18 protein-coding genes are annotated in these 19,227 nt (G+C 69.3%); 9 read left to right on the top strand and 9 right to left on the bottom strand.

What is annotated here, in order from left to right:
* Positions 1 to 6: 6 nt before the first annotated feature.
* The 4 genes from ACZ43N_RS30305 to ACZ43N_RS30290 form a co-directional block, all read right to left on the bottom strand.
* Positions 7 to 1,806, bottom strand: coding sequence for a serine/threonine-protein kinase (locus tag ACZ43N_RS30305; RefSeq protein WP_468102116.1), 1,800 nt, complete (start codon positions 1,804 to 1,806; stop codon positions 7 to 9).
* A 127-nt stretch (positions 1,807 to 1,933) separates the two neighbouring features.
* Positions 1,934 to 2,131, bottom strand: coding sequence for a DUF397 domain-containing protein (locus ACZ43N_RS30300; RefSeq protein ID WP_468102114.1), 198 nt, complete (start codon positions 2,129 to 2,131; stop codon positions 1,934 to 1,936).
* Entirely contained in the window at positions 2,091 to 2,939 is an 849-nt protein-coding gene (locus tag ACZ43N_RS30295) for a helix-turn-helix domain-containing protein (protein ID WP_468102112.1), read from the bottom strand. Before ACZ43N_RS30295 ends, ACZ43N_RS30300 begins: the two co-directional genes overlap by 41 nt.
* Before the next feature lie 122 nt (positions 2,940 to 3,061).
* Positions 3,062 to 3,883, bottom strand: coding sequence for a serine hydrolase domain-containing protein (locus tag ACZ43N_RS30290; RefSeq protein ID WP_468102111.1), 822 nt, complete (start codon positions 3,881 to 3,883; stop codon positions 3,062 to 3,064).
* 149 nt (positions 3,884 to 4,032) lie between these two features.
* Between ACZ43N_RS30290 and ACZ43N_RS30285 the strand changes: the two genes are divergently transcribed.
* A complete protein-coding gene (locus ACZ43N_RS30285; protein WP_055539661.1) occupies positions 4,033 to 4,509 on the top strand; it encodes a MerR family transcriptional regulator in 477 nt (158 codons plus the stop codon).
* Positions 4,506 to 5,519, top strand: a complete 1,014-nt coding sequence (locus ACZ43N_RS30280) for an aldo/keto reductase (RefSeq protein WP_468102108.1) — start codon at positions 4,506 to 4,508, stop codon at positions 5,517 to 5,519. Before ACZ43N_RS30285 ends, ACZ43N_RS30280 begins: the two co-directional genes overlap by 4 nt.
* A 35-nt stretch (positions 5,520 to 5,554) precedes the next feature.
* On the opposite strand, the gene ACZ43N_RS30275 is transcribed toward ACZ43N_RS30280, so the two are convergent.
* The 3 genes from ACZ43N_RS30275 to ACZ43N_RS30265 all read right to left on the bottom strand — a co-directional run bounded on the left by ACZ43N_RS30275 (position 5,555) and on the right by ACZ43N_RS30265 (position 8,474).
* Positions 5,555 to 6,406 (bottom strand): DUF4429 domain-containing protein, encoded by an 852-nt coding sequence (locus tag ACZ43N_RS30275; RefSeq protein ID WP_468102106.1) that lies wholly within the window; start codon positions 6,404 to 6,406, stop codon positions 5,555 to 5,557.
* Between the two features lie 75 nt (positions 6,407 to 6,481).
* Positions 6,482 to 7,690: an alpha/beta hydrolase gene (locus tag ACZ43N_RS30270; RefSeq protein ID WP_468102104.1), complete on the bottom strand. Its 1,209-nt coding sequence runs from the start codon at positions 7,688 to 7,690 to the stop codon at positions 6,482 to 6,484.
* A gap of 124 nt (positions 7,691 to 7,814) precedes the next feature.
* Positions 7,815 to 8,474, bottom strand: a complete 660-nt coding sequence (locus tag ACZ43N_RS30265) for a TetR family transcriptional regulator (RefSeq protein WP_468102103.1) — start codon at positions 8,472 to 8,474, stop codon at positions 7,815 to 7,817.
* 101 nt (positions 8,475 to 8,575) lie between these two features.
* Between ACZ43N_RS30265 and ACZ43N_RS30260 the strand changes: the two genes are divergently transcribed.
* Complete coding sequence (locus ACZ43N_RS30260) at positions 8,576 to 10,201, top strand: MFS transporter (RefSeq protein ID WP_468102102.1); 1,626 nt, start codon at positions 8,576 to 8,578, stop codon at positions 10,199 to 10,201.
* 280 nt (positions 10,202 to 10,481) lie between these two features.
* Positions 10,482 to 10,787 (top strand): small hydrophobic protein, encoded by a 306-nt coding sequence (locus ACZ43N_RS30255; protein ID WP_468102101.1) that lies wholly within the window; start codon positions 10,482 to 10,484, stop codon positions 10,785 to 10,787.
* A gap of 497 nt (positions 10,788 to 11,284) precedes the next feature.
* Here the strand turns inward: ACZ43N_RS30255 and ACZ43N_RS30250 are convergent, their stop codons facing one another.
* Both ACZ43N_RS30250 and aceE read right to left on the bottom strand, forming a co-directional pair.
* Complete coding sequence (locus ACZ43N_RS30250; protein WP_468102100.1) at positions 11,285 to 12,040, bottom strand: potassium channel family protein; 756 nt, start codon at positions 12,038 to 12,040, stop codon at positions 11,285 to 11,287.
* 71 nt (positions 12,041 to 12,111) lie between these two features.
* Positions 12,112 to 14,859, bottom strand: a complete 2,748-nt coding sequence (gene aceE, locus ACZ43N_RS30245; protein WP_468102098.1) for a pyruvate dehydrogenase (acetyl-transferring), homodimeric type — start codon at positions 14,857 to 14,859, stop codon at positions 12,112 to 12,114.
* Positions 14,860 to 15,260: 401 nt separating this feature from the next.
* On the opposite strand from aceE, the gene ACZ43N_RS30240 reads away from it, so the two are divergent.
* The 5 genes from ACZ43N_RS30240 (at position 15,261) to ACZ43N_RS30220 (ending at position 19,035) form a co-directional block, all read left to right on the top strand.
* Positions 15,261 to 15,701: a DUF3052 domain-containing protein gene (locus tag ACZ43N_RS30240; protein ID WP_468102096.1), complete on the top strand. Its 441-nt coding sequence runs from the start codon at positions 15,261 to 15,263 to the stop codon at positions 15,699 to 15,701.
* Between the two features lie 188 nt (positions 15,702 to 15,889).
* Positions 15,890 to 16,348, top strand: a complete 459-nt coding sequence (locus ACZ43N_RS30235; protein ID WP_468075654.1) for a peroxiredoxin — start codon at positions 15,890 to 15,892, stop codon at positions 16,346 to 16,348.
* A gap of 113 nt (positions 16,349 to 16,461) precedes the next feature.
* Positions 16,462 to 17,037, top strand: coding sequence for a calcium homeostasis/redox stress adaptation protein (locus tag ACZ43N_RS30230; RefSeq protein WP_159767118.1), 576 nt, complete (start codon positions 16,462 to 16,464; stop codon positions 17,035 to 17,037).
* Positions 17,038 to 17,164: 127 nt separating this feature from the next.
* Positions 17,165 to 17,740: a TerD family protein gene (locus ACZ43N_RS30225; protein WP_468102095.1), complete on the top strand. Its 576-nt coding sequence runs from the start codon at positions 17,165 to 17,167 to the stop codon at positions 17,738 to 17,740.
* Positions 17,741 to 17,892: 152 nt separating this feature from the next.
* Entirely contained in the window at positions 17,893 to 19,035 is a 1,143-nt protein-coding gene (locus ACZ43N_RS30220; RefSeq protein WP_468102094.1) for a DUF475 domain-containing protein, read from the top strand.
* The last annotated feature ends 192 nt before the right edge of the window (positions 19,036 to 19,227 follow it).

Raw genomic sequence — 19,227 nt, 5'->3', positions numbered from 1 at the left:
ACCCGGTCAGCTCTCCGGCTCCTCCGCGTTGCGCCAGATCGTGAGGTCCACCGAGACGTAGTCGCTGGGGTCGCCCTCGGGGGCGCTGCCCCGGTACGTGACCAGTGCGATGTGTCCGGAGTCGGTGTGCACGCAGAGCTGCGTGCCCTTCGAGAGCTGCGACAACGACACGCTTTCGGCGAACCGGGTCTCCTCACGGCAGGTCTTCAGGGAGCCCTGCTGGGCGTTGTTGAGCAGGATGATCTTGCTGCCGCCACTGCCGACTTTGTCCCCGAAGTAGTACAGATCGCGGCTGTAGACGCTGCCGTCCTCGTCCCCGTCTGCTGGTTTGGGCGGCGAATCTGCGAACTGCACGTAATACCCATCGGTGATGTCGATGCCCTTGTACGTCACCGGCTTGGGATCGGGCAGCGGCTTGGCGCTCGCGGTGCTCGAACCGCTTCCGGAGGAGCCGTTCGCGCTGTCGTTCGAGTCTCCGATGCTCTTGAGGACCGACGCGCAGCTGCCGAGCCAGAACAGACCGACCACGGCCGCGATGCCGATCCCGATCCAGCTGCCCGCGCTCCTGCGCGGCTTGACGGGAAGCGGGCGCGGCTGCGGATGCCAGGTGTGCGGCGGCTGTGGGTAGGGCGCCGGATGCCCGGTCGGCACGGTGTGCGGCCCCGGCTGTGGGCGGTACGCCATGGCCGGCTGCGGCGGGTAGGGCGTCGACGGCGGCCCGGGCGGGAGCGGGGCCGGCGGACCGGACTGCCCGGCGTGCATGGTCGGCGCCGCGTGCACCGGCGGCGCGGCCCGGCCGGCGGCCCCGACGTCCAGCTGGGTCACGGGGGCGGTGGGCGGAACCGGCGGGAGCGCCGCGGTCGGTGCCTGCGCCGCCGTGCTCCGTGCGGCGAGCAGCTCCGCCGACGCCGAGACCCGGCGCGTGATGTCGGCGCCGATCGCCTCCGGCAGCCAGGTGCCGGACTGGACCAGCGGGGCGGGCGAGGCCTCCTGGCACAGCGCGATGACCTCTTCCGGCGAGGGCCGGTCCTCGGGGTGCTTCGCCAGACAGCGCTCGACGAAGCGGAGTTCGCCGGGGAGACCGGAGAGGTCCGGCTCCTCGTGGACGATGCGGTACAGCACGGCGTGCGAGGGCCCGTCGCCGTACGCGCCGCTGCCCCGCCCCGCGTAGGCGGCCACCTGGCCCAGCGCGAACACGTCCGACGCGGGAGTGATCGGCTTCCCGGCCGCCTGCTCCGGCGACATGAACGCCGGGGTGCCGATGGAGACGCCGGTGCCGGTGAGGGCGGTGGCGTCGGCGGCACGCGCGATGCCGAAGTCGATGACCCGGGGGCCGTCGGAGGCGAGCAGCACGTTGGTGGGTTTGAGGTCGCGGTGGACGATGCCGGCCGAGTGGATGACCTTCAGCGCCTCAGCGACACCGGCGAGCAGCAGCAGGACGGAGGAGACCGGCAGCGCGCCGTGCTCGGCGACGGCGGAGTGCAGCGACGGACCGGGCACGTACGCGGTGGCCAGCCACGGCCGGTCGCCCTCGGTGTCGTAGTCGATGACCGGCGCGGTGTACAGGCCCTGCACCCGCTGGGCGGCCTGCACCTCCTGCCGGAACCTGCGGCGGAACTCGGGGTCCTCGCTCAGCTCCGGCCGGATCGTCTTGAGGGCGATGGGGTGCCCGCCGGGTGTGTACGACAGATACACCGTGCCCATGCCGCCCGAGCCGAGCCGGGCCGCGAGCCGGTAACTCGCCACGTCCTTCGGATCGTTGTCGTCCAGCGGACGGAACTGCCCGCCCGCTCGTACCTCGCCCATCGTTTCCCCCGAGGCTCCGCGTTCGCTGTGGCGTGTGTGCAGAGGGAGGGTATACGAGTGGATCAACAGCCCTCCCGCGAGGCGCTGTTACGGTCCGGTCCCGGCGAGCACCGCGTCCGGTGCGCTCCTACCGGCGCAGCCCGTCCACGAAGGCCCGCCAGGCGTCAGGGCCGACGATCAGGACAGCGCCGTCGGCGTTCTTGCTGTCGCGCACGGGCACGGCACCGGGAAAGCCGTCGGCCACCTCGACGCAGTCGCCGCCGGTGTTGCCGCTGTAGCTGGACTTACGCCATCGTGCGTTCCTCGGGACGGGGCTGTTCGCCATAACGCTCCTCCATCACACGTGTGATCAATGCCGCCGAAGCCTCAACGGAGAGAGCAGCGGCCTGGAGATGAGCGTAACGGCGTGCGGCCTCCCTGATGGTCTCAGGGTTGGCGGTCATGTGACCGGCGATGACGTCTTCGGTATAGACGACATCGGGGTCCTCCTCGAATCGCAGGAGGTTGAACGACCCGGCCAGGCTCGCGTGTTCACCTGCCGCGTTCGGCAACACCTGGATCCGCATCCACCGGTGCTCGGTGAATTCCAACAGCCGGGCCAGTTGCCCCCGCATGACCGCACGGCCACCGATGGGCCGGTGCAGCACCGCCTCGTCGAGGATCGCCCAGGCCAGTGGCGGCTGCTCCCTCTCCAGGATGCGCTGGCGTTCCATCCGGGCCGCGACCAGGCCGTCGAGGTCGTCCGGCATGCCGGTGGCCAGGACCGCCCGCGCGTACTCCTCCGTCTGCAGCAGCCCGTACACCACCTGCGCCTGGTAGGTGGAGATGTATGTGGCCTTCGCCTCCATCTCGGCGTACGGCTGGAACCAGTTGGGCAGTTGACTGCGCAGCACGAGGCCGATCAGCCGGGAGAAGACACCGTCCGTGCCGAGCGCCGCGTCCACCCGCTCGGAGAAGTCGCGGGTGGGAATCTTCTTCGTGGTTTCGATCTGGCCGATCAGTGAGCCCGTGCAGAAGATGATGTCGCCGAGCTGGCCTTGTCTGAGGCCGTGCGCCTCGCGCTGCCGACGGAGCTCCCAGCCGTAGTAGTCGAGTGGGGAAGCGCTGGGATCGAGTGATTGGATGTTGGCCACCGTGGTGCCTCCGGCCTCCAACGCCTCGCGGCGTTCGTCTCGTTGCGTGACCGAGCGTAATCGAAGCGTCGCGCCTCGGTGATGTGAATCACGCAATCGTCCCGCCGGCGAGGGACGTACCCTCAGCCCCGCGACTCCGTCAGCACCGCGTCCGTGAACGGCGTCCACGCCTCGATCGCCCACGGCCCGAACGCCCGGTCCGTCAGCGCGACGCAGGCGAGGCCCGCCGCCGGGTCGATCCACAGGAACGTCCCCGACTGACCGAAGTGGCCGAATGTGCCCGGCGATGACGTCGTCCCGGTCCAGTGCGGTGACTTGGAGTCCCGGATCTCGAAGCCGAGCCCCCAGTCGTTGGGGTTCTGGTGCCCGTAGCCCGGCAGCACGCCCTTCGTGCCCGGGTACTGCACGGTCATCGCCTCGGCGACCGTGCGCGGGTCGAGCAGCCGGGGCGCCTGCACCTCGGCCGCGAACCGTACGAGGTCGTCGACGGTGGAGACGCCGTCCTTGGCCGGTGACCCGTCGAGTGTGGTGGCGGTCATCCCCAGGGGTTCGAGGACCGCCTGCCGCAGATACTCCGCGAACGGGATGTCCGTCGCCTTGGCCACATGCTCCCCGAGCACCTCGAACCCGGCGTTGGAGTACAGCCGCCGCTCCCCGGGCGCCGACATCGCCCGGTGCTCGTCGAAGGCCAGCCCCGAGGTGTGCGCCAGCAGATGCCGTACGGTCGCGCCCGCGGGACCGGCAGGTTCGTCCAGCTCGACCGCCCCTTCCTCGTACGCGACGAGCACCGCGTAGGCAGCGAGCGGCTTGGTGACCGAGGCCAGCGGGAAACGGTGCCCGGTGGGGCCGTGCGACCCGAGGACGGTGCCGTCCGCCCGGACGACGGCCGCGGCGGCCGTGGGAACCGGCCAGTTCTCGATCAGGGCGAGGCTCTGCAAAGACATGCGGACGAGCCTAAGCGGGGCGGAGGACCACCTGCGCCGAGGGGGTCCCCGGACGCCGGGGGCCGCACGGGGACGGACGACGGCCGCGAGCGGTTTTCTCACCGTATTCGCTTGCTTGGAGCGCACTCCAAGGTTTTAGCGTGGTGGGCATGACGGTGATGGAGACCACGAGTACCACCAGCACTGCCAGTGCCGACAGTTGCGCCGGACCGCCGCGGCAGCCCCGGCGGCCGGACGGGCAGGACAAGTACACGATCAGCGAGGTCGTCACCCTCACCGGTCTGACGGCGCACACCCTGCGCTGGTACGAGCGGATCGGGCTGATGCCGCACATCGACCGTTCGCACACCGGTCAGCGCCGCTACCGCAACCGCGACCTCGACTGGCTCGACCTCGTGGGCAAGCTGCGGCTCACCGGGATGCCGGTCGCCGACATGGTCCGGTACGCGGAGCTGGTGCGCGAGGGCGACCACACCTACGCCGAGCGCTTCGACCTGCTGAAGTCGACCCGGGACGACGTCCTGTCCCGGATCGCCGAGCTCCAGGACACCCTGGCCGTGCTCGACCGGAAGATCAATTTCTATGCGGACGCCGGGCAGGCCCTGGCGTCGGAGAGGGCCTCATGACAAACGGCGCGATCACGAAGGCACGACTGGGAGCGAACGGCCCCGAGGTCGGGGTGCAGGGCCTCGGCTGCATGGGCATGAGCTTCGCGTACGGCCCCTCGGACGCGGCGGAGTCCCGGGCCACCCTGGAGCGGGCGCTGGAACTGGGCGTCACCCTTTACGACACGGCGCACGCGTACGGCGCGGGGGAGAACGAGAGGTTCCTGTCCCCGTTCCTCAAGGCGCACCGTGACGACGTCGTCATCGCCACCAAGTTCGGTCTGGCGGTGCACCCGGACGACCCGACCAAGCGGATCATCCGCAACGACGCCCCTCACATCCGCGAGTCCGTCGAGGGCAGCCTGCGCCGGCTCGACGTCGAGGCGATCGACCTCTACTACATGCACCGCCGGGACGTGAGCGTCCCCATCGAGGAGACCGTCGGCGTCATGGCCGAGCTGGTCCGCGAGGGCAAGGTGAAGCACCTGGGCCTCAGCGAGGTCACGGCCGGAGAACTCCGTGCCGCGCACGCCGTGCACCCCATCGCCGCCCTCCAGTCCGAGTGGTCCCTCTTCAGCCGTGACATCGAGGCCACCGTGGTCCCCGCGGCCCGTGAACTCGACGTGGCGCTCGTGGCCTACTCCCCGCTCGGCCGGGGCTTCCTCACCGGTTCCTTCGCCAAGGCCGAGGACCTCACCCCGGACGACTTCCGCCGCCAGCAGCCCCGCTTCACCGGCGACAACGCCGCCGCGAACGTGGCCCTGCTGGACCCGATCCGCCAGGTCGCCGAGGCCCACGGCGCCTCCCTGGGCCAGGTCGCCCTCGCCTGGGTCCACCACCAGGCGTCCGTGCACGACCTCCCGGTGATCCCCATCCCGGGCACCCGCAGGCCGGGCCGGGTCGAGGAGAACGTGGCGGCCACCGGGCTCGCCCTGACCGAGGACGACATGGCCGTACTGGAGCCGATAGCGGCCAAGGTGGCGGGCGACCGCTACGCGGACATGAGGTTCACGTCGGCAGGCAGGGAGTAGGGCAGCGGAGTCGGGGGGCGGGCGCGTGCGCGCACCTACAACTCGGCCAGCAACTCCGCCTTCTTCACGCTGAACTCCTCGTCCGTGACCAGCCCCGCCTGGTGCAACTCCCCCAGATGCCGGATCCGGTCGGCGATGTCGGCCGGATCCCGGCGCGGCGCCGCCGCCGGCAGCGCCTCCGCGGGCCCGGCGGCCCGCACCGCCGCCAATACCGCCGCGGCGAACGGCAGCGACTCGTGCACCGGCCCGTACCCCAGGCCGAACACGACGGAGGCCGGATCATGATCCGGCTGAGGCGGCTGCTCATCGGCGGCGTCACGCCGCAGCAACCGCAGATACCCCTCGAAGACCTCCGGCGACCGCCACTCGATCCCGCTCAGCGCACTCACCGGAAAGCTCTGGTCCCCGGCCTTCCACTTCGCCGAGGAGGCACCCGTCCAGGACCACCGGAACGACACCGACCGCCCGTCGAACGACGCCTTCCCGTCGTACGCCTTGAACTGCAACGGCACGTCCGGCGCCGCCACCAGAAACCGCTCGGCCGGGCCGGACCCGGTCAGTCGCGCCCGCAGCTCGTCCGCGTAGTACTCGGCGAGAGCGTCCCGCTCGGCCGGCAGCACCAGCCGGTACGGATCGCAGCCCTCCTTGAGCTGCTCGGCCGCCGCCTCCATCAGGGGGTCGGCGCCCGGCCGCGGCACGGCACGCAGTACGACGGTGCCCCGCTTCCCGGGTGTCAGCGTCACCTCCGCAATCGCCTCCAGGGGGACGCGTCGCTCCCCGAGTGCCTGGAACAGCTTCGGCGTACGGATCCCCCGTTCGAAGCGGATGAGCACGGAGTCGGACTCGAACTCCCAGGCAGCATGAAATCCGGCCAGTACGTCACCCATGCGGCTCATCGTATGCGGGCGACGCGGCGAAGTCCCGACACATGGCGAACCGCGCTCTTGCGGCCTCTACGCGCGTCAGGCCGCAGTGGTGTCCGGCAGACCCGCCCGGCACCCCTCGTTCTTGCGGGCGCACTCCACCAGGTGGTAGGCGCCGATCCCGATCTCCGCGAAGTTGTACAGGCTCACGGTCCCGGGCTCGAAGTAGCCGCTGTGCCCCTCGGCGTTGGACGCCGACAACAGGCGCGCCCCGAACTCCGCCGACATCGGGTCGGCGCCGTGACCGAGCCCGCCGACCTCCAGATACGGCACGTCCTGGACCCAGTCGTCGGCATCCCGCATGGCCCACACCCGCGCCGAGGTGCGCAGCGCGGAGACCTTCTCGGTGCGCATGCCCGGGCTGCCCGCGACGGCGATGTCGGTCACCCGCGACGGCAGCGAGTGCGCGGCGACCCCGCACACCACCGAGCCGTAGCTGTGGCACACCAGCGCGACGGTGGCGCTTCCGGGAAGCGCCCTGACCAGCTTGTTCAGCCGGACGGCGCCCTGCTCGGCGCGGAGCGCGGTGGCCGAGTCGAGCCCGAGGCCGTCGGGCGCGGTGTAGTCGGCCCAGGCGATCACGGCCGTACGTGTCCGGGGGCTCGCCGTCCGCTCCGCCTGGTACAGCGCCGCGGCCATGCCGACGGGCGCCGTGTACCTGCGGTTGGTGCGCTGGAAGTTGATGATGTTGGTGTCGACGCCGGGGACGACGACCGAGACGCGCTCCGCCTTGGCGAGGTCGCCGAAGACCTCGGCGACCCGGCCGCTGCCCTCGGGGTCGAAGGCGAGGATCTGCCGGTCCGTCCCGGCCAGCGCGGCGAAGCGGTGCATCCGCCGGTCCGCCTGCTGCTGGCCGGTCGGGGAGAGCCGCTCGTCGCGCGTCAGGGCCCGCTCGCGCTTGCTCTGCTGTCGCAGCGCGATGCGGTTGGCCCGGTAGCGCAGTTCGACGGGGGCGCCGTTCATGTTGCCGACCGCGAGCGGATAGCGGTGGGCGAGCCGTCGCTGCTGCGGCACGGTGAGCGAGGCGAAGAAGGCCGTCAGCCGGTGGGGGGCCGACGCGGCGTCGGGCAGCTCACGCCCGTCGAGCTGACCGTGCCGCCACGCGGAGAGCGACGCCTGGAGCGGCGACTCCCCTCGATGGCTGCGGATCGCCGTCCAGCCGGTGGTCGCCAGCATCACGAAAACCACGGCCAGCGCCAGTAGTGCGCGCCAGACGTTCAGTTGCGGGGAGGAGTCGAAGGAAGTCACTGGAAGGACACACTAAGAGAACGGAAGGGTCTCGCGTTAACCGAGTGAGAGGGATCACGTTTCGGGTGCGCCTGTTCCGTGCACTGCGTAAAGAACATCCCGGCGATGCCGTTATGAGGGGTTTTCAGTCGGTACGCCACTTATCGGCCAGGGAGGGCCGCAGGACGTCCAGATGAGCGGCGGTCAGTTCCCGCATGGCGTCCATGCTGAGGTCGCCGCCCATGGCCCACAGGCGCTCGGTGACCCGCATGACCCCGGCGAAGACCGCCACCGCCACCCGCGGCCGGGGGTCGGTGCGCACATCGAGCCCCTCGCGTTCGGCGACGACCGCCTCGATCTCGCGGGCCACCTCGTCCGAGCGGCGCAGATGCGCGGCGAGCAGCGCGGGCGTCGACTCGATCATCCCGTAGCACCGTAGGTAGAGGTCGACGGGGACGACCTGTTCGACGGCCTCGCCGATGGCGTCCCAACCCTCCAGGACGGCGTTGCGCAGGGCCTCCAGCGGCGCCTCGTGGGCGGGCCGGGCCCGCAGCGCCGCGACGAAGTGCTCCTGGGTGAGGCCCAGGACCGCGAGGGCGGCCTCCTCCTTGCCGGCGAAGTAGCGGAAGAAGGTGCGCTGCGAGACGTCCACGGCCTCGGCGATCTCATCGACCGTCGTCGCCTCGTACCCCTGGGCCGTGAACAACTCCAGGGCGGCCCGCAGCAGCGCGTCGTGGGTGCGCTGCTTCTTCCGCTCACGCAGCCCCGGCCGTTCCGCCGCCGTCGCATCCGTCACCGTCTCCATGAACCCTCTTCTCCACCCGGTCCGTGCTCCGAGTGACGTGACAGTTACCGACTTGTGAACTCGTTTGTCAACTGTCAGTGGCTGTCATTAGCCTCGCAGGCATGACTAGTCAGACCACTGTCGACAAGACGGGACCGGGGGACAAGGCGCCAGCAGCCCCGTCGGACCCGACACCGGGCCAGAGGCGGGGCCTGCGCGGCCACCCGTGGTTCACCCTGCTCACCGTGGCCGTGGGCGTCATGATGGTCGCCCTCGACGGCACCATCGTCGCCATCGCCAACCCGGCCATCGCGGACGACCTCAAGGCGAGCTTCGCCGAGGTGCAGTGGATCACCAACGCGTACTTCCTCGCGCTGGCGGTCACCCTCATCACCGCGGGCAAGCTGGGCGACCGCTTCGGCCACCGCCAGACCTTCCTCATCGGTGTCGTCGGCTTCGCCGCGGCCTCCGGTGCCATCGGCCTGTCGAACTCGGTCGCCTTCGTGGTGACGTTCCGGGTCTTCCAGGGTCTGTTCGGCGCGCTGCTCATGCCGGCCGCGCTCGGTCTGCTCCGGGCCACCTTCCCGGCCGAGAAGCTCAACATGGCGATCGGTATCTGGGGCATGGTCATCGGCGCCTCCACCGCGGGCGGCCCGATCCTCGGCGGCTTCCTCGTCGAGAACGTCAGCTGGCAGTCCGTGTTCTGGATCAACGTTCCCGTCGGCGTCCTCGCCGTCGCGCTGGGCGTGGGGATCCTCCTCGACCACCGCGCGGAGAACGCCCCGCGCTCCTTCGACATCCTCGGCATAGCCCTGCTCTCCGGAGCCATGTTCTGCCTCGTCTGGGCGCTCATCAAGGCCCCCGAGTGGGGCTGGGGCTCCGGCACGACCTGGACGTTCGTCGCGGCGTCCCTCGTCGGGTTCGCCCTGTTCGCCTTCTGGGAGACGAAGGTGAAGGAGCCGCTCATCCCGCTCGGGCTCTTCCGTTCCGTACCGCTGTCCGCGGGCGTGGTCCTGATGGTCCTGATGGCCATCGCCTTCATGGGCGGCCTGTTCTTCGTGACGTTCTATCTCCAGAACGTGCACGGGATGAGCCCCATCGACGCCGGTCTGCACCTGCTGCCGCTCACCGGCATGATGATCGTCGGCTCGCCCCTGGCCGGCGCACTGATCACCAAGGCCGGACCGCGTATCCCGCTGGCCGGTGGCATGGCTTGCACCGCCGTCGCCATGTACGGCATGTCGACGCTGGAGACCGACACCGGCAGCGCCGTGATGTCCCTGTGGTTCGCGCTCCTCGGCCTCGGCCTCGCCCCGGTGATGGTCGGCGCCACCGAGGTCATCGTCGGCAACGCGCCCCTGGAGCTGTCCGGTGTCGCCGGCGGCCTCCAGCAGGCCGCCATGCAGATCGGCGGCAGCCTCGGTACGGCTGTCCTGGGCGCCGTGATGGCCTCCAAGGTCGACGGCGACCTGCCGGGCAACTGGGCCGACGCCGGTCTCCCGCCGCTCACCGGCGCCCAGCTCGACAAGGCCTCCGAGGCCGTCCAGGTCGGGGTGCCCCCGGTCGCCGAGGGCACCCCGCCGGAGATCGCCGCGAAGATCGCGACGGTCGCGCACGACACGTTCATGTCCGGCATGGGTCTCGCGTCCCTCGTGGCCGCCGGTGTGGCCGCCGTGGCCGTCCTGGTCGCGTTCCTGACCAAGCGGGGTGAGAACGCGGAGGCGGGCGCCGGGGCGGCGCACATCTGACGGCCCTGGAGCTTCCTGCGCGGGTTTCCGCGCGCGTTCGCCCATCAGGGTGACAAGACTGAAGATCGCTTCCACCTGGTACGCGCCGCAGGTCACAGTAAGTCAAGTCCTCCGCACGGCATGGATGTTCGACGGAGGGGACGAGGTGTCTGCGGCGCGCTGCCGGAGGGGGCAGCGCGCACAGGCTCGCCCGTCAACACTTCGCGGTTTCAACCCTCATCGGGGGGTTACTCGCCACTTCGTACCCGAACTGACGGCGAGGTTCGAGGAGTTGTCGACGATGGCGGGTTTCGGACACAGTACGCGCAGGCACCCCCGCTCACGTGGCCGGACGTGGTCACGGACCGGGCTGGATCGCGCGACCCTCGGAATCATCGGTCTCATCTGCGCGATCGCGGGATTCTTCGTCCTGGGGATCATCCTCGGACCTGTCGCGATCGTGTGCGGCTGGCTGGCCATGAACCGCACCTGGTCCGGCGCCCGCCCCGTCCCCGCCCTCGTCGCCGTGGTTCTGGGTGCCATAGACACACTCCTGGCCATCCTCTGGCTGGCCGGCACCACCACTCCCGGCACCGGACTCTTCTGATCCGGACGCTCCCGCAGGAGTGAGGGGAAAAGGGCAGGGACCCTCGGCACCACGAGCCGAGGGTCCCTTTTTCCTGACACCGGCAAGTTCAGCGAGCCTTGGGGCGCGGGGAACTGCGCGACCAGCCAGAACCCACCCGCACTCGCCCACGCACAGGCACCCTTACGGCCGCCGGCGGCCTGGGTGGCGAGGAAGGCCGAGGGCCCCTTTCCCGATTCCGGGAAGCTGGGGGAGCCTTCGGGGGCGCGGGGAACTGCGCGACCAGCCACGACGCACCCGCACTCGCCCACGCACAGGCACTCCTATGGCGCCCGGCGGCCTGGGTGGCGAGGAAGGCCGAGGGCCCCTTTCCCGATCCCGGGAAGCTCAGCGAGCCTTGGGGGCGCGGGGAACTGCGCGAACAGCCACAACCCACCCGCACCCGCCCACGCACAGGCGCCCCTACGGCCCCGGGCGCTCCCACGGCCCCCGGCGCTCCCACGGCCCCGGCGCCCCGCTCAGCGCCGCTGCTCCGGCACCGTCTGCCCCGACCGCAACGCCACGACCTCCGCCCGCAACAACCGAACCTCCTCGGTCAGCTCCGCTATCGCCGCGGTCTGCCGCCGCTCCTCCGCGTCGTCCTTCTCGAACCGCGCTATGAACCACGCGGCGATGTTCGCGGTCACCACACCCAGCAGCGCGATCCCCGAGAGCATCAACCCGACGGCCAGCACCCGCCCGAGCCCGGTCGTCGGCGCGTGGTCCCCGTACCCCACGGTCGTCATCGTCGTGAACGACCACCACACCGCGTCACCCAGGGTGTCGATGTTCCCGTTCGGAGAATCCCGCTCCACCGACAGCACCGCCAGCGACCCGAACATCAACAGCCCGATGACCGACCCGCCGACATACGTCGTGAGCCGTATCTGTGAGGCCATCCGCGCCCGCTGCCCCACCAGCAGCAGGGTCGCCACCAGCCGCAGCAGCCGCAGCGGCTGGATCATCGGCAGCAGCACCGCGCACAGGTCCAGCCAGCGCGACCGCACGAACTCCCACCGCTGCTCGGCGAGTCCGAGCCGTATCACGTAGTCGAACGCGAAGGCCGCCCACACGCCCCACTCGACGATCTCGCACCACCACCTCACGTCCGCGCTCGCGTCCGGCCGGACGATCGGCACGGCGTACGCGACGGCGAACAGCGCGGCCAGGCCGAACAGCGGCCGCTGCGTCTTCTGTTCCCAACGGACCTGCGCCGAGGTGACTCGCTCCTTCATGAGCGCATCGTAGGAAACGTGAAGGGGTGGTGAACCCGCAGGTTCACCACCCCTTGACGGTTTGCCCCGTGCTACGCGTCGCCGCCGGCGGCCCCCGGGTCGGCCGCGGCCACGTCCAGCAGCTGGTAGCGGTCGATCGCCTGCTTGAGGACCGAGCGGTCGACCTTGCCCTCACGCGCCAGCTCGGTCAGCACCGCGACCACGATCGACTGGGCGTCGATGTGGAAGTACCGCCGGGCCGCGCCCCGCGTGTCCGCGAAGCCGAAGCCGTCCGCGCCGAGCGACTGGTACGTGCCCGGCACCCACCGCGCGATCTGGTCCGGAACCGACCGCATCCAGTCGGAGACGGCCACGAACGGACCCTCGGCGCCGCTCAGCTTCCGTGTCACATACGGGACCTGCTGCTCCTCCTCGGGGTGCAGCAGATTGTGCCGCTCCACCTCGATCGCCTCGCGGCGCAGCTCGTTCCAGGAGGTCGCCGACCAGACGTCCGCCTTCACGTCCCACTCGGCGGCGAGGATCTGCTGTGCCTCGACCGCCCACGGCACCGCGACACCGGAGGCGATGATCTGCGCCGGGACGGTACCCGACTCGCCGGCCTTGAAGCGGTGGACGCCCTTGATGATGCCGTCCACGTCGACATCGGCGGGCTCGGCCGGGTGCTGGATCGGCTCGTTGTAGACCGTGAGGTAGTAGAAGACGTCCTCACCGGGCCTGCCGTCGGCGGTCTCGCCGTACATCCGGCGCAGACCGTCCTTCACGATGTGCGCGATCTCGAAGCCGAACGCCGGGTCGTAGGCGACACAGCCCGGGTTGGTGGACGCCAGCAGCTGCGAGTGCCCGTCCGCGTGCTGCAGGCCCTCACCGGTCAGCGTCGTGCGCCCCGCGGTCGCCCCGAGGACGAAGCCACGCGCCAGCTGGTCGGACATCTGCCAGAACTGGTCGCCGGTGCGCTGGAAGCCGAACATCGAGTAGAAGACGTACACCGGGATCAGCGGCTCGCCGTGCGTCGCGTACGCCGAACCGGCCGCGATCAGCGACGCCGTGCAGCCCGCCTCGGAGATGCCGTCGTGCAGCATCTGCCCCGTCGGCGACTCCTTGTACGCGAGCAGCAGATCACGGTCGACCGCCTCGTACTGCTGCCCGAGCGGGTTGTAGATCTTCGCGCTCGGGAAGAACGAGTCCATGCCGAAGGTGCGGTACTCGTCGGGCGCGATCAGCACGAACCGCTTCCCGATCTCCTTGTCCCGCATGAGGTCCTTCAACAGCCGTACAAACGCCATGGTGGTGGCGATCGACTGCTGACCGGAACCCTTCTTCACACTCGCGTACGTCTTGTCTTCCGGCAGTGGCAGCGGCTTGGCGCGCACCACACGCGTGGGGACGTAACCGCCGAGCCCCTTGCGGCGGTCGTGCATGTACTGGATCTCCTCGGAGTTCCGCCCGGGGTGGTAGTACGGCGGAAGTCCGCTCTCCAGTTCCTTGTCGGAGATCGGCAGGTGCAGGCGGTCGCGGAAGCCCTTGAGGTCGGCGACCGTCAGCTTCTTCATCTGGTGCGTGGCGTTGCGGCCCTCGAAGTTCGGCCCCAGCGTCCAGCCCTTGATGGTCTTGGCCAGGATGACCGTCGGCTGGCCCTTGTGCTCGTGGGCCGCCTTGTAGGCCGCGTAGATCTTGCGGTGGTCGTGGCCGCCGCGGCCCAGGTGCAGGATCTGGTCGTCGGTCATGTTCTCGACCATGGCGCGCAGCCGGTGGTCGCCGCCGAAGAAGTGGTCCCGGATGTACGCGCCGGTCTCGGTCGCGTACGTCTGGAACTGGCCGTCCGGCGTGGTGTTCATCTTGTTGACCAGCACACCGTCGCGGTCCTGGGCGAGCAGCGGGTCCCAGGTGCGGTCCCAGACCAGCTTGATCACGTTCCAGCCGGCGCCCCGGAAGACCGACTCCAGCTCCTGGATGACCTTGCCGTTGCCGCGCACCGGGCCGTCGAGGCGCTGGAGGTTGCAGTTGACGACGAAGGTCAGGTTGTCGAGGCCCTCACGGGCGGCGAGCGTGAGCTGGCCGAGTGACTCCGGCTCGTCCATCTCGCCGTCGCCGAGGAACGCCCAGACGTGGGACTTGGAGGTGTCCGCGATCCCGCGCGCCTCCATGTAGCGGTTCATCCGCGCCTGGAAGATCGCGCCCAGCGGGCCGAGGCCCATGGAGACGGTCGGGAACTCCCAGAAGTCCGGCATCAGCCGCGGGTGCGGATAGCTGGACAGGCCGTACGGCGCCTTCGACTTCTCCTGGCGGAACGCGTCGAGCTGCTGGTCGCCGAGCCGGTCCAGCAGGAACGCGCGGGCGTAGATACCGGGGGAGGCATGCCCCTGGAAGAAGATCTGGTCGCCGCCGTCGCCCTCGTCCTTGCCCCGGAAGAAGTGGTTGAAGCCCACGTCGTAGAGGGAGGCGGACGACGCGAAGGTGGCGATGTGGCCACCCACGCCGATGCCCGGGCGCTGGGCCCTGGACACCATCACGGCGGCGTTCCACCGGGTGGCGTTGAGGATCTTCCGCTCGATCTCCTCGTTGCCCGGGAAGAACGGCTCGTCCTTGGTGGCGATGGTGTTGACGTAGTCCGTGCTGCGCATCTCGGGCACGGCCACGCGCTTCTCGCGGGCCCGCTCGATGAGCCGGAGCATCAGGTAGCGCGCGCGCTCACGCCCGCGCTGGTCCACGGCGGCGTCGAGCGAGTCGAGCCACTCCTGGGTCTCCTCGGGATCGAAGTCAGGGACCTGACTCGGAAGGCCGCCAATGATGATCGGATTGCGATCGGATCCGGAAGCCACGCTGTTCCTTAGCTGTCAGAGGGCCACTCTTCATGGGTCTTGTGGGTGCCTGCACCGCCCCCCATCGTGTACCTCGAGGGCGCAAACGTCATCTCTACCGAGAGGTAACCAAGCTGGGCGGTTGCTCTGTCACAGTAGGAAGCACGTGCGGCTCTCGTACCCCCGGACGGTTGCCGAATGCGCAAAACGGACACAATGGTGTGGTGTGTGTCACGTGGTGCTCGGAATCGGTGCCTGGAGTTGCGGTGACACGGCCCGGATCGTCACCGTTTCGGCGGTCTCGCAGGCTGGGTACTTGCGCGATCCGTCCCGCACGTGTGGACTACGGCCAACGCTTCGCGTACGCGCGTGGCTGATTCCCCGGGGGCGACCCCACCCGAAACATGATCAGGAGGCAACCCGTGAGCGCGACCGCGGACCACGCGGAGGAGCGGACGAACCCTGCCGCGAGGCTGGGGTTCCAGCCCGAGCAGGTGGTCCAGGAGATCGGCTACGACGACGATGTCGACCAGGAGCTCCGCGAGGCCATCGAGGAAGTCATCGGCAGCGATCTCGTCGACGAGGACTACGACGACGTGGCCGATGCCGTCGTGCTGTGGTTCCGTGACGACGACGGCGACCTGACGGATGTGCTGGTGGACGCCACCACGTACATCGAGGAAGGTGGCTCGATCCTGCTGCTGACGCCCAAGACAGGGCGGGACGGCTATGTGGAGCCCAGTGACATCTCGGAAGCCGCGACGACCGCGGGGTTGTCCGCGTCGAAGAGCGTCAGCGTCGGCAAGGACTGGAGCGGGAGCCGTCTGGTGACGCCGAAGGCGGCGAAGTCCGGCAAGAAATAACGGCTCGCCCGAGACTCGGCGGTTCCGCGTCGCCGCCACCGCGGCGTCGTCGCGGCCGGCCGCGCAGTTTCCCCGCGCCCCTGGACGGGCGCCCCTTCGGGGCCCGTCCAGGGGCGCGCCGCTTTCCCCGGACGGCCCCTGCGTAGGCTGGACCACCCGAACAGCCCCATGAAGGGACGCAGGAAATCATGGCGATCCAGGTCGGCGACAAGGCACCCGACTTCGAGCTCAAGGACAACCACGGCGCCACGGTGAAGCTCTCGGACTTCCGCGGCGAGAAGAACGTGGTGCTGCTCTTCTACCCGTTCGCCTTCACCGGCGTGTGCACGGGCGAGCTGTGCGAGCTGCGGGACAACCTGCCGAAGTTCGTCAACGACGACGTCCAGCTGCTGGCCGTGTCGAACGACTCCATCCACACCCTGCGGGTCTTCGCCGACCAGGAACGGCTGGAGTACCCGCTGCTGTCGGACTTCTGGCCGCACGGCGAGGTCTCCCGCGCGTACGGCGTCTTCGACGCGGACAAGGGCTGCGCGGTGCGCGGGACGTTCATCATCGACAAGGAGGGCGTCGTCCGCTGGACGGTCGTCAACGCCCTGCCGGACGCCCGTGACCTGAACGAGTACGTCGCCGCTCTCGACACCCTGTGATTCATCGGCTCCAGGGCCTGCGGTTCTCGGGAACCCCTCACTAGGATCGACACGTTGATCCGATACCAACGCACGACGGGGCTCCCCGCCCCTGACATCTATGGGAGGACTTCGTGGGAGTCAGCCTCAGCAAGGGCGGCAACGTATCGCTGACCAAGGAGGCCCCCGGCCTGACCGCGGTCATCGTCGGTCTGGGGTGGGACATCCGCACCACCACCGGCACGGACTTCGACCTGGACGCCAGCGCGCTGCTGCTGGACGCGTCGGGCAAGGTCAGCAGCGACGCCAACTTCGTCTTCTTCAACAACCTGAAGAGCCCCGACGGCTCGGTCGAGCACACCGGTGACAACCTCACCGGTGAGGGCGAGGGCGACGACGAGCAGATCAAGGTCAACCTCGCGGCCGTCCCGGCCGAGATCGAGAAGATCGTCTTCCCGGTCTCGATCTACGACGCCGAGAACCGCCAGCAGTCCTTCGGTCAGGTCCGCAACGCCTTCATCCGCGTGGTGAACCAGGCCGGCGAGGCGGAGATCGCCCGTTACGACCTGTCCGAGGACGCGTCCACCGAGACCGCCATGGTCTTCGGCGAGCTGTACCGGCACGGCGCCGAGTGGAAGTTCCGCGCCATCGGCCAGGGCTATGCCTCGGGCCTGCGCGGTATCGCCCAGGACTTCGGTGTGAACGTCTGAGCCACCGGGGAAGAACCACCCGGCTCACTGGTCCGGCGCCGCAGTCATCATCGACCGCGGCGCCGGACGCGCTCGTACCACCACAACCGAACAACTGCGAAGCTCGACATCGGGGAGGACCAGCACCATGGGCGTCACGCTCGCCAAGGGAGGCAATGTCTCCCTCTCCAAGGCCGCGCCGAACCTCACTCAGGTGACCGTCGGACTCGGCTGGGACGTCCGGACCACCACCGGAGCCCCTTTCGACCTCGACGCCAGTGCGCTGCTGTGCCAGGGGGGCCGGGTGCTGGGGGACGAGTGGTTCGTCTTCTACAACAACCTGACGAGCCCCGACGGCTCGGTGAAGCACACCGGTGACAACCTCACCGGCGAGGGGGACGGCGACGACGAGTCGATCATCGTCGACCTCTCCCGAGTGCCCGCGAACGTCGACAAGATCGTGTTTCCGGTCTCCATCCATGACGCGGACAACCGCGGCCAGTCCTTCGGACAGGTCAGCAACGCCTTCATCCGTGTCGTCAACCAGCTCGACGGCCAGGAACTGGCCCGCTACGACCTCTCGGAGGACGCCTCCACGGAGACCGCGATGATCTTCGGTGAGGTCTACCGCTATGGCGGGGAATGGAAGTTCCGCGCGGTCGGGCAGGGGTACGCGTCGGGTCTGCGCGGAATCGCCCTGGATTTCGGGGTGAACGTCTCCTAGCGACCTTCTGAGGGGTCCCGGCGCTATATGCGCAAAACCTGGGGCCTGGTGGGGGACCAGGGGTGCCCGACTAGACTTCGGCTTCGGAGTCAATGTTTGGTAAAGCCGCGCGCGGCGCGGGGGAACCCCGTACACACACGATTGGGTAGCCAGTGGTTCTGAAAACCTTCGGCTGGTCGTTCGCGGTCACCGCGCTCGGCTTGGTTGCAGCGGTTCTCTACGACGGATGGACGGCGCTCGGGCTGGTCGCCATCCTGTCCATCCTGGAGATCTCGTTGTCGTTCGACAACGCGGTGGTCAACGCCGGGATCCTGAAGAAGATGAATGCCTTCTGGCAGAAGATCTTCCTCACCGTCGGCATCCTCATCGCCGTCTTCGGTATGCGCCTGGTCTTCCCTGTCGTGATCGTCGCGATCAGCGCCAAGCTGGGCCCGCTCGAGGCGGTCGACCTGGCGCTCACCGACAAGGACCAGTACCAGCAGTACGTGACCGACGCCCACCCGTCGATCGCGGCCTTCGGCGGTATGTTCCTGTTGATGATCTTCCTCGACTTCATCTTCGAGGACCGGGACATCCAGTGGCTGGCCTGGCTGGAGCGCCCGCTGGCCAAGCTCGGCAAGATCGACATGCTGTCCGCCTGCATCGCGATGATCGTCCTGCTGATCACCTCGATGACCTTCGCGACCCACGCCCACCAGCACGGCGGCACCCATGTCGACAAGGCGCAGACCGTACTGATCTCCGGTCTCGCGGGCCTCATCACCTATCTCATCGTCGGCGGTCTCTCCAGCTTCTTCGAGAACCGGCTGGAGGAAGAGGAGGAGCGTGAGCACGAGGCGGAGGAGGAGGCGGAGCGCACCGGCAAGCCGCGTTCGGCTGTCGCCCTCGCCGGCAAGGCCGCGTTCTTCATGTTCCTCTACCTGGAGGTCCTGGACGCGTCCTTCTCCTTCGACGGCGTGATCGGCGCGTTCGCCATCACCAACGACATCGTCCTGATGGCCCTCGGTCTGGGCATCGGCGCGATGTACGTCCGGTCGCTCACCGTCTACCTGGTCCGCCAGGGCACCCTCGACGACTACGTCTACCTGGAGCACGGCGCGCACTACGCGATCGGCGCCCTCGCCGTGATCCTCCTCGTCACCATCCAGTACGAGATCAACGAGATCATCACCGGCCTCATCGGTGTCGTCCTGATCGCCTGGTCCTTCTGGTCCTCGGTCCGCCGCAACAAGGCGCTGGCGGCCGCGGAGGGAAAAGCTGAGTCCTCCAAGGAGGAGGTGGCGTCCGGCGTCTGACCCCGGGGACGGGTCCGACCCGGAAGCCGGGGCCGGTGTGACCGGTTCCGGAGTGTGACGGCCCTCCAGGTGAGGGAACGCTCTGAGCGGGGCGGGGGGGGAGGAAAGAGCCTCCCCCGCCGCCCCCCCGGCTGTTGTTGCGTAGACAAAGAGGCGGTTGGGGGGGAGGGGGTTGTTTCCGCACACCCATCG

The sequence above is a fragment of the Streptomyces sp. NPDC030814 genome, from assembly GCF_055572155.1.
This window is presented reverse-complemented; position numbering and strand designations above follow the sequence as displayed.

What these genes read in the sequence shown, in the direction of transcription:
- ACZ43N_RS30285 (WP_055539661.1), top strand. Translation starts at nt 4,033, where the DNA reads ATGACGGTGATGGAGACCACGAGTACCACCAGCACTGCCAGTGCCGAC.
- ACZ43N_RS30290 (WP_468102111.1), bottom strand. Translation starts at nt 3,883, where the DNA reads ATGTCTTTGCAGAGCCTCGCCCTGATCGAGAACTGGCCGGTTCCCACG.
- ACZ43N_RS30275 (WP_468102106.1), bottom strand. Translation starts at nt 6,406, where the DNA reads ATGGGTGACGTACTGGCCGGATTTCATGCTGCCTGGGAGTTCGAGTCC.
- ACZ43N_RS30280 (WP_468102108.1), top strand. Translation starts at nt 4,506, where the DNA reads ATGACAAACGGCGCGATCACGAAGGCACGACTGGGAGCGAACGGCCCC.
- ACZ43N_RS30265 (WP_468102103.1), bottom strand. Translation starts at nt 8,474, where the DNA reads ATGGAGACGGTGACGGATGCGACGGCGGCGGAACGGCCGGGGCTGCGT.
- ACZ43N_RS30255 (WP_468102101.1), top strand. Translation starts at nt 10,482, where the DNA reads ATGGCGGGTTTCGGACACAGTACGCGCAGGCACCCCCGCTCACGTGGC.
- ACZ43N_RS30300 (WP_468102114.1), bottom strand. Translation starts at nt 2,131, where the DNA reads ATGGCGAACAGCCCCGTCCCGAGGAACGCACGATGGCGTAAGTCCAGC.
- ACZ43N_RS30225 (WP_468102095.1), top strand. Translation starts at nt 17,165, where the DNA reads ATGGGCGTCACGCTCGCCAAGGGAGGCAATGTCTCCCTCTCCAAGGCC.
- ACZ43N_RS30250 (WP_468102100.1), bottom strand. Translation starts at nt 12,040, where the DNA reads ATGAAGGAGCGAGTCACCTCGGCGCAGGTCCGTTGGGAACAGAAGACG.
- ACZ43N_RS30260 (WP_468102102.1), top strand. Translation starts at nt 8,576, where the DNA reads ATGACTAGTCAGACCACTGTCGACAAGACGGGACCGGGGGACAAGGCG.
- ACZ43N_RS30235 (WP_468075654.1), top strand. Translation starts at nt 15,890, where the DNA reads ATGGCGATCCAGGTCGGCGACAAGGCACCCGACTTCGAGCTCAAGGAC.
- ACZ43N_RS30305 (WP_468102116.1), bottom strand. Translation starts at nt 1,806, where the DNA reads ATGGGCGAGGTACGAGCGGGCGGGCAGTTCCGTCCGCTGGACGACAAC.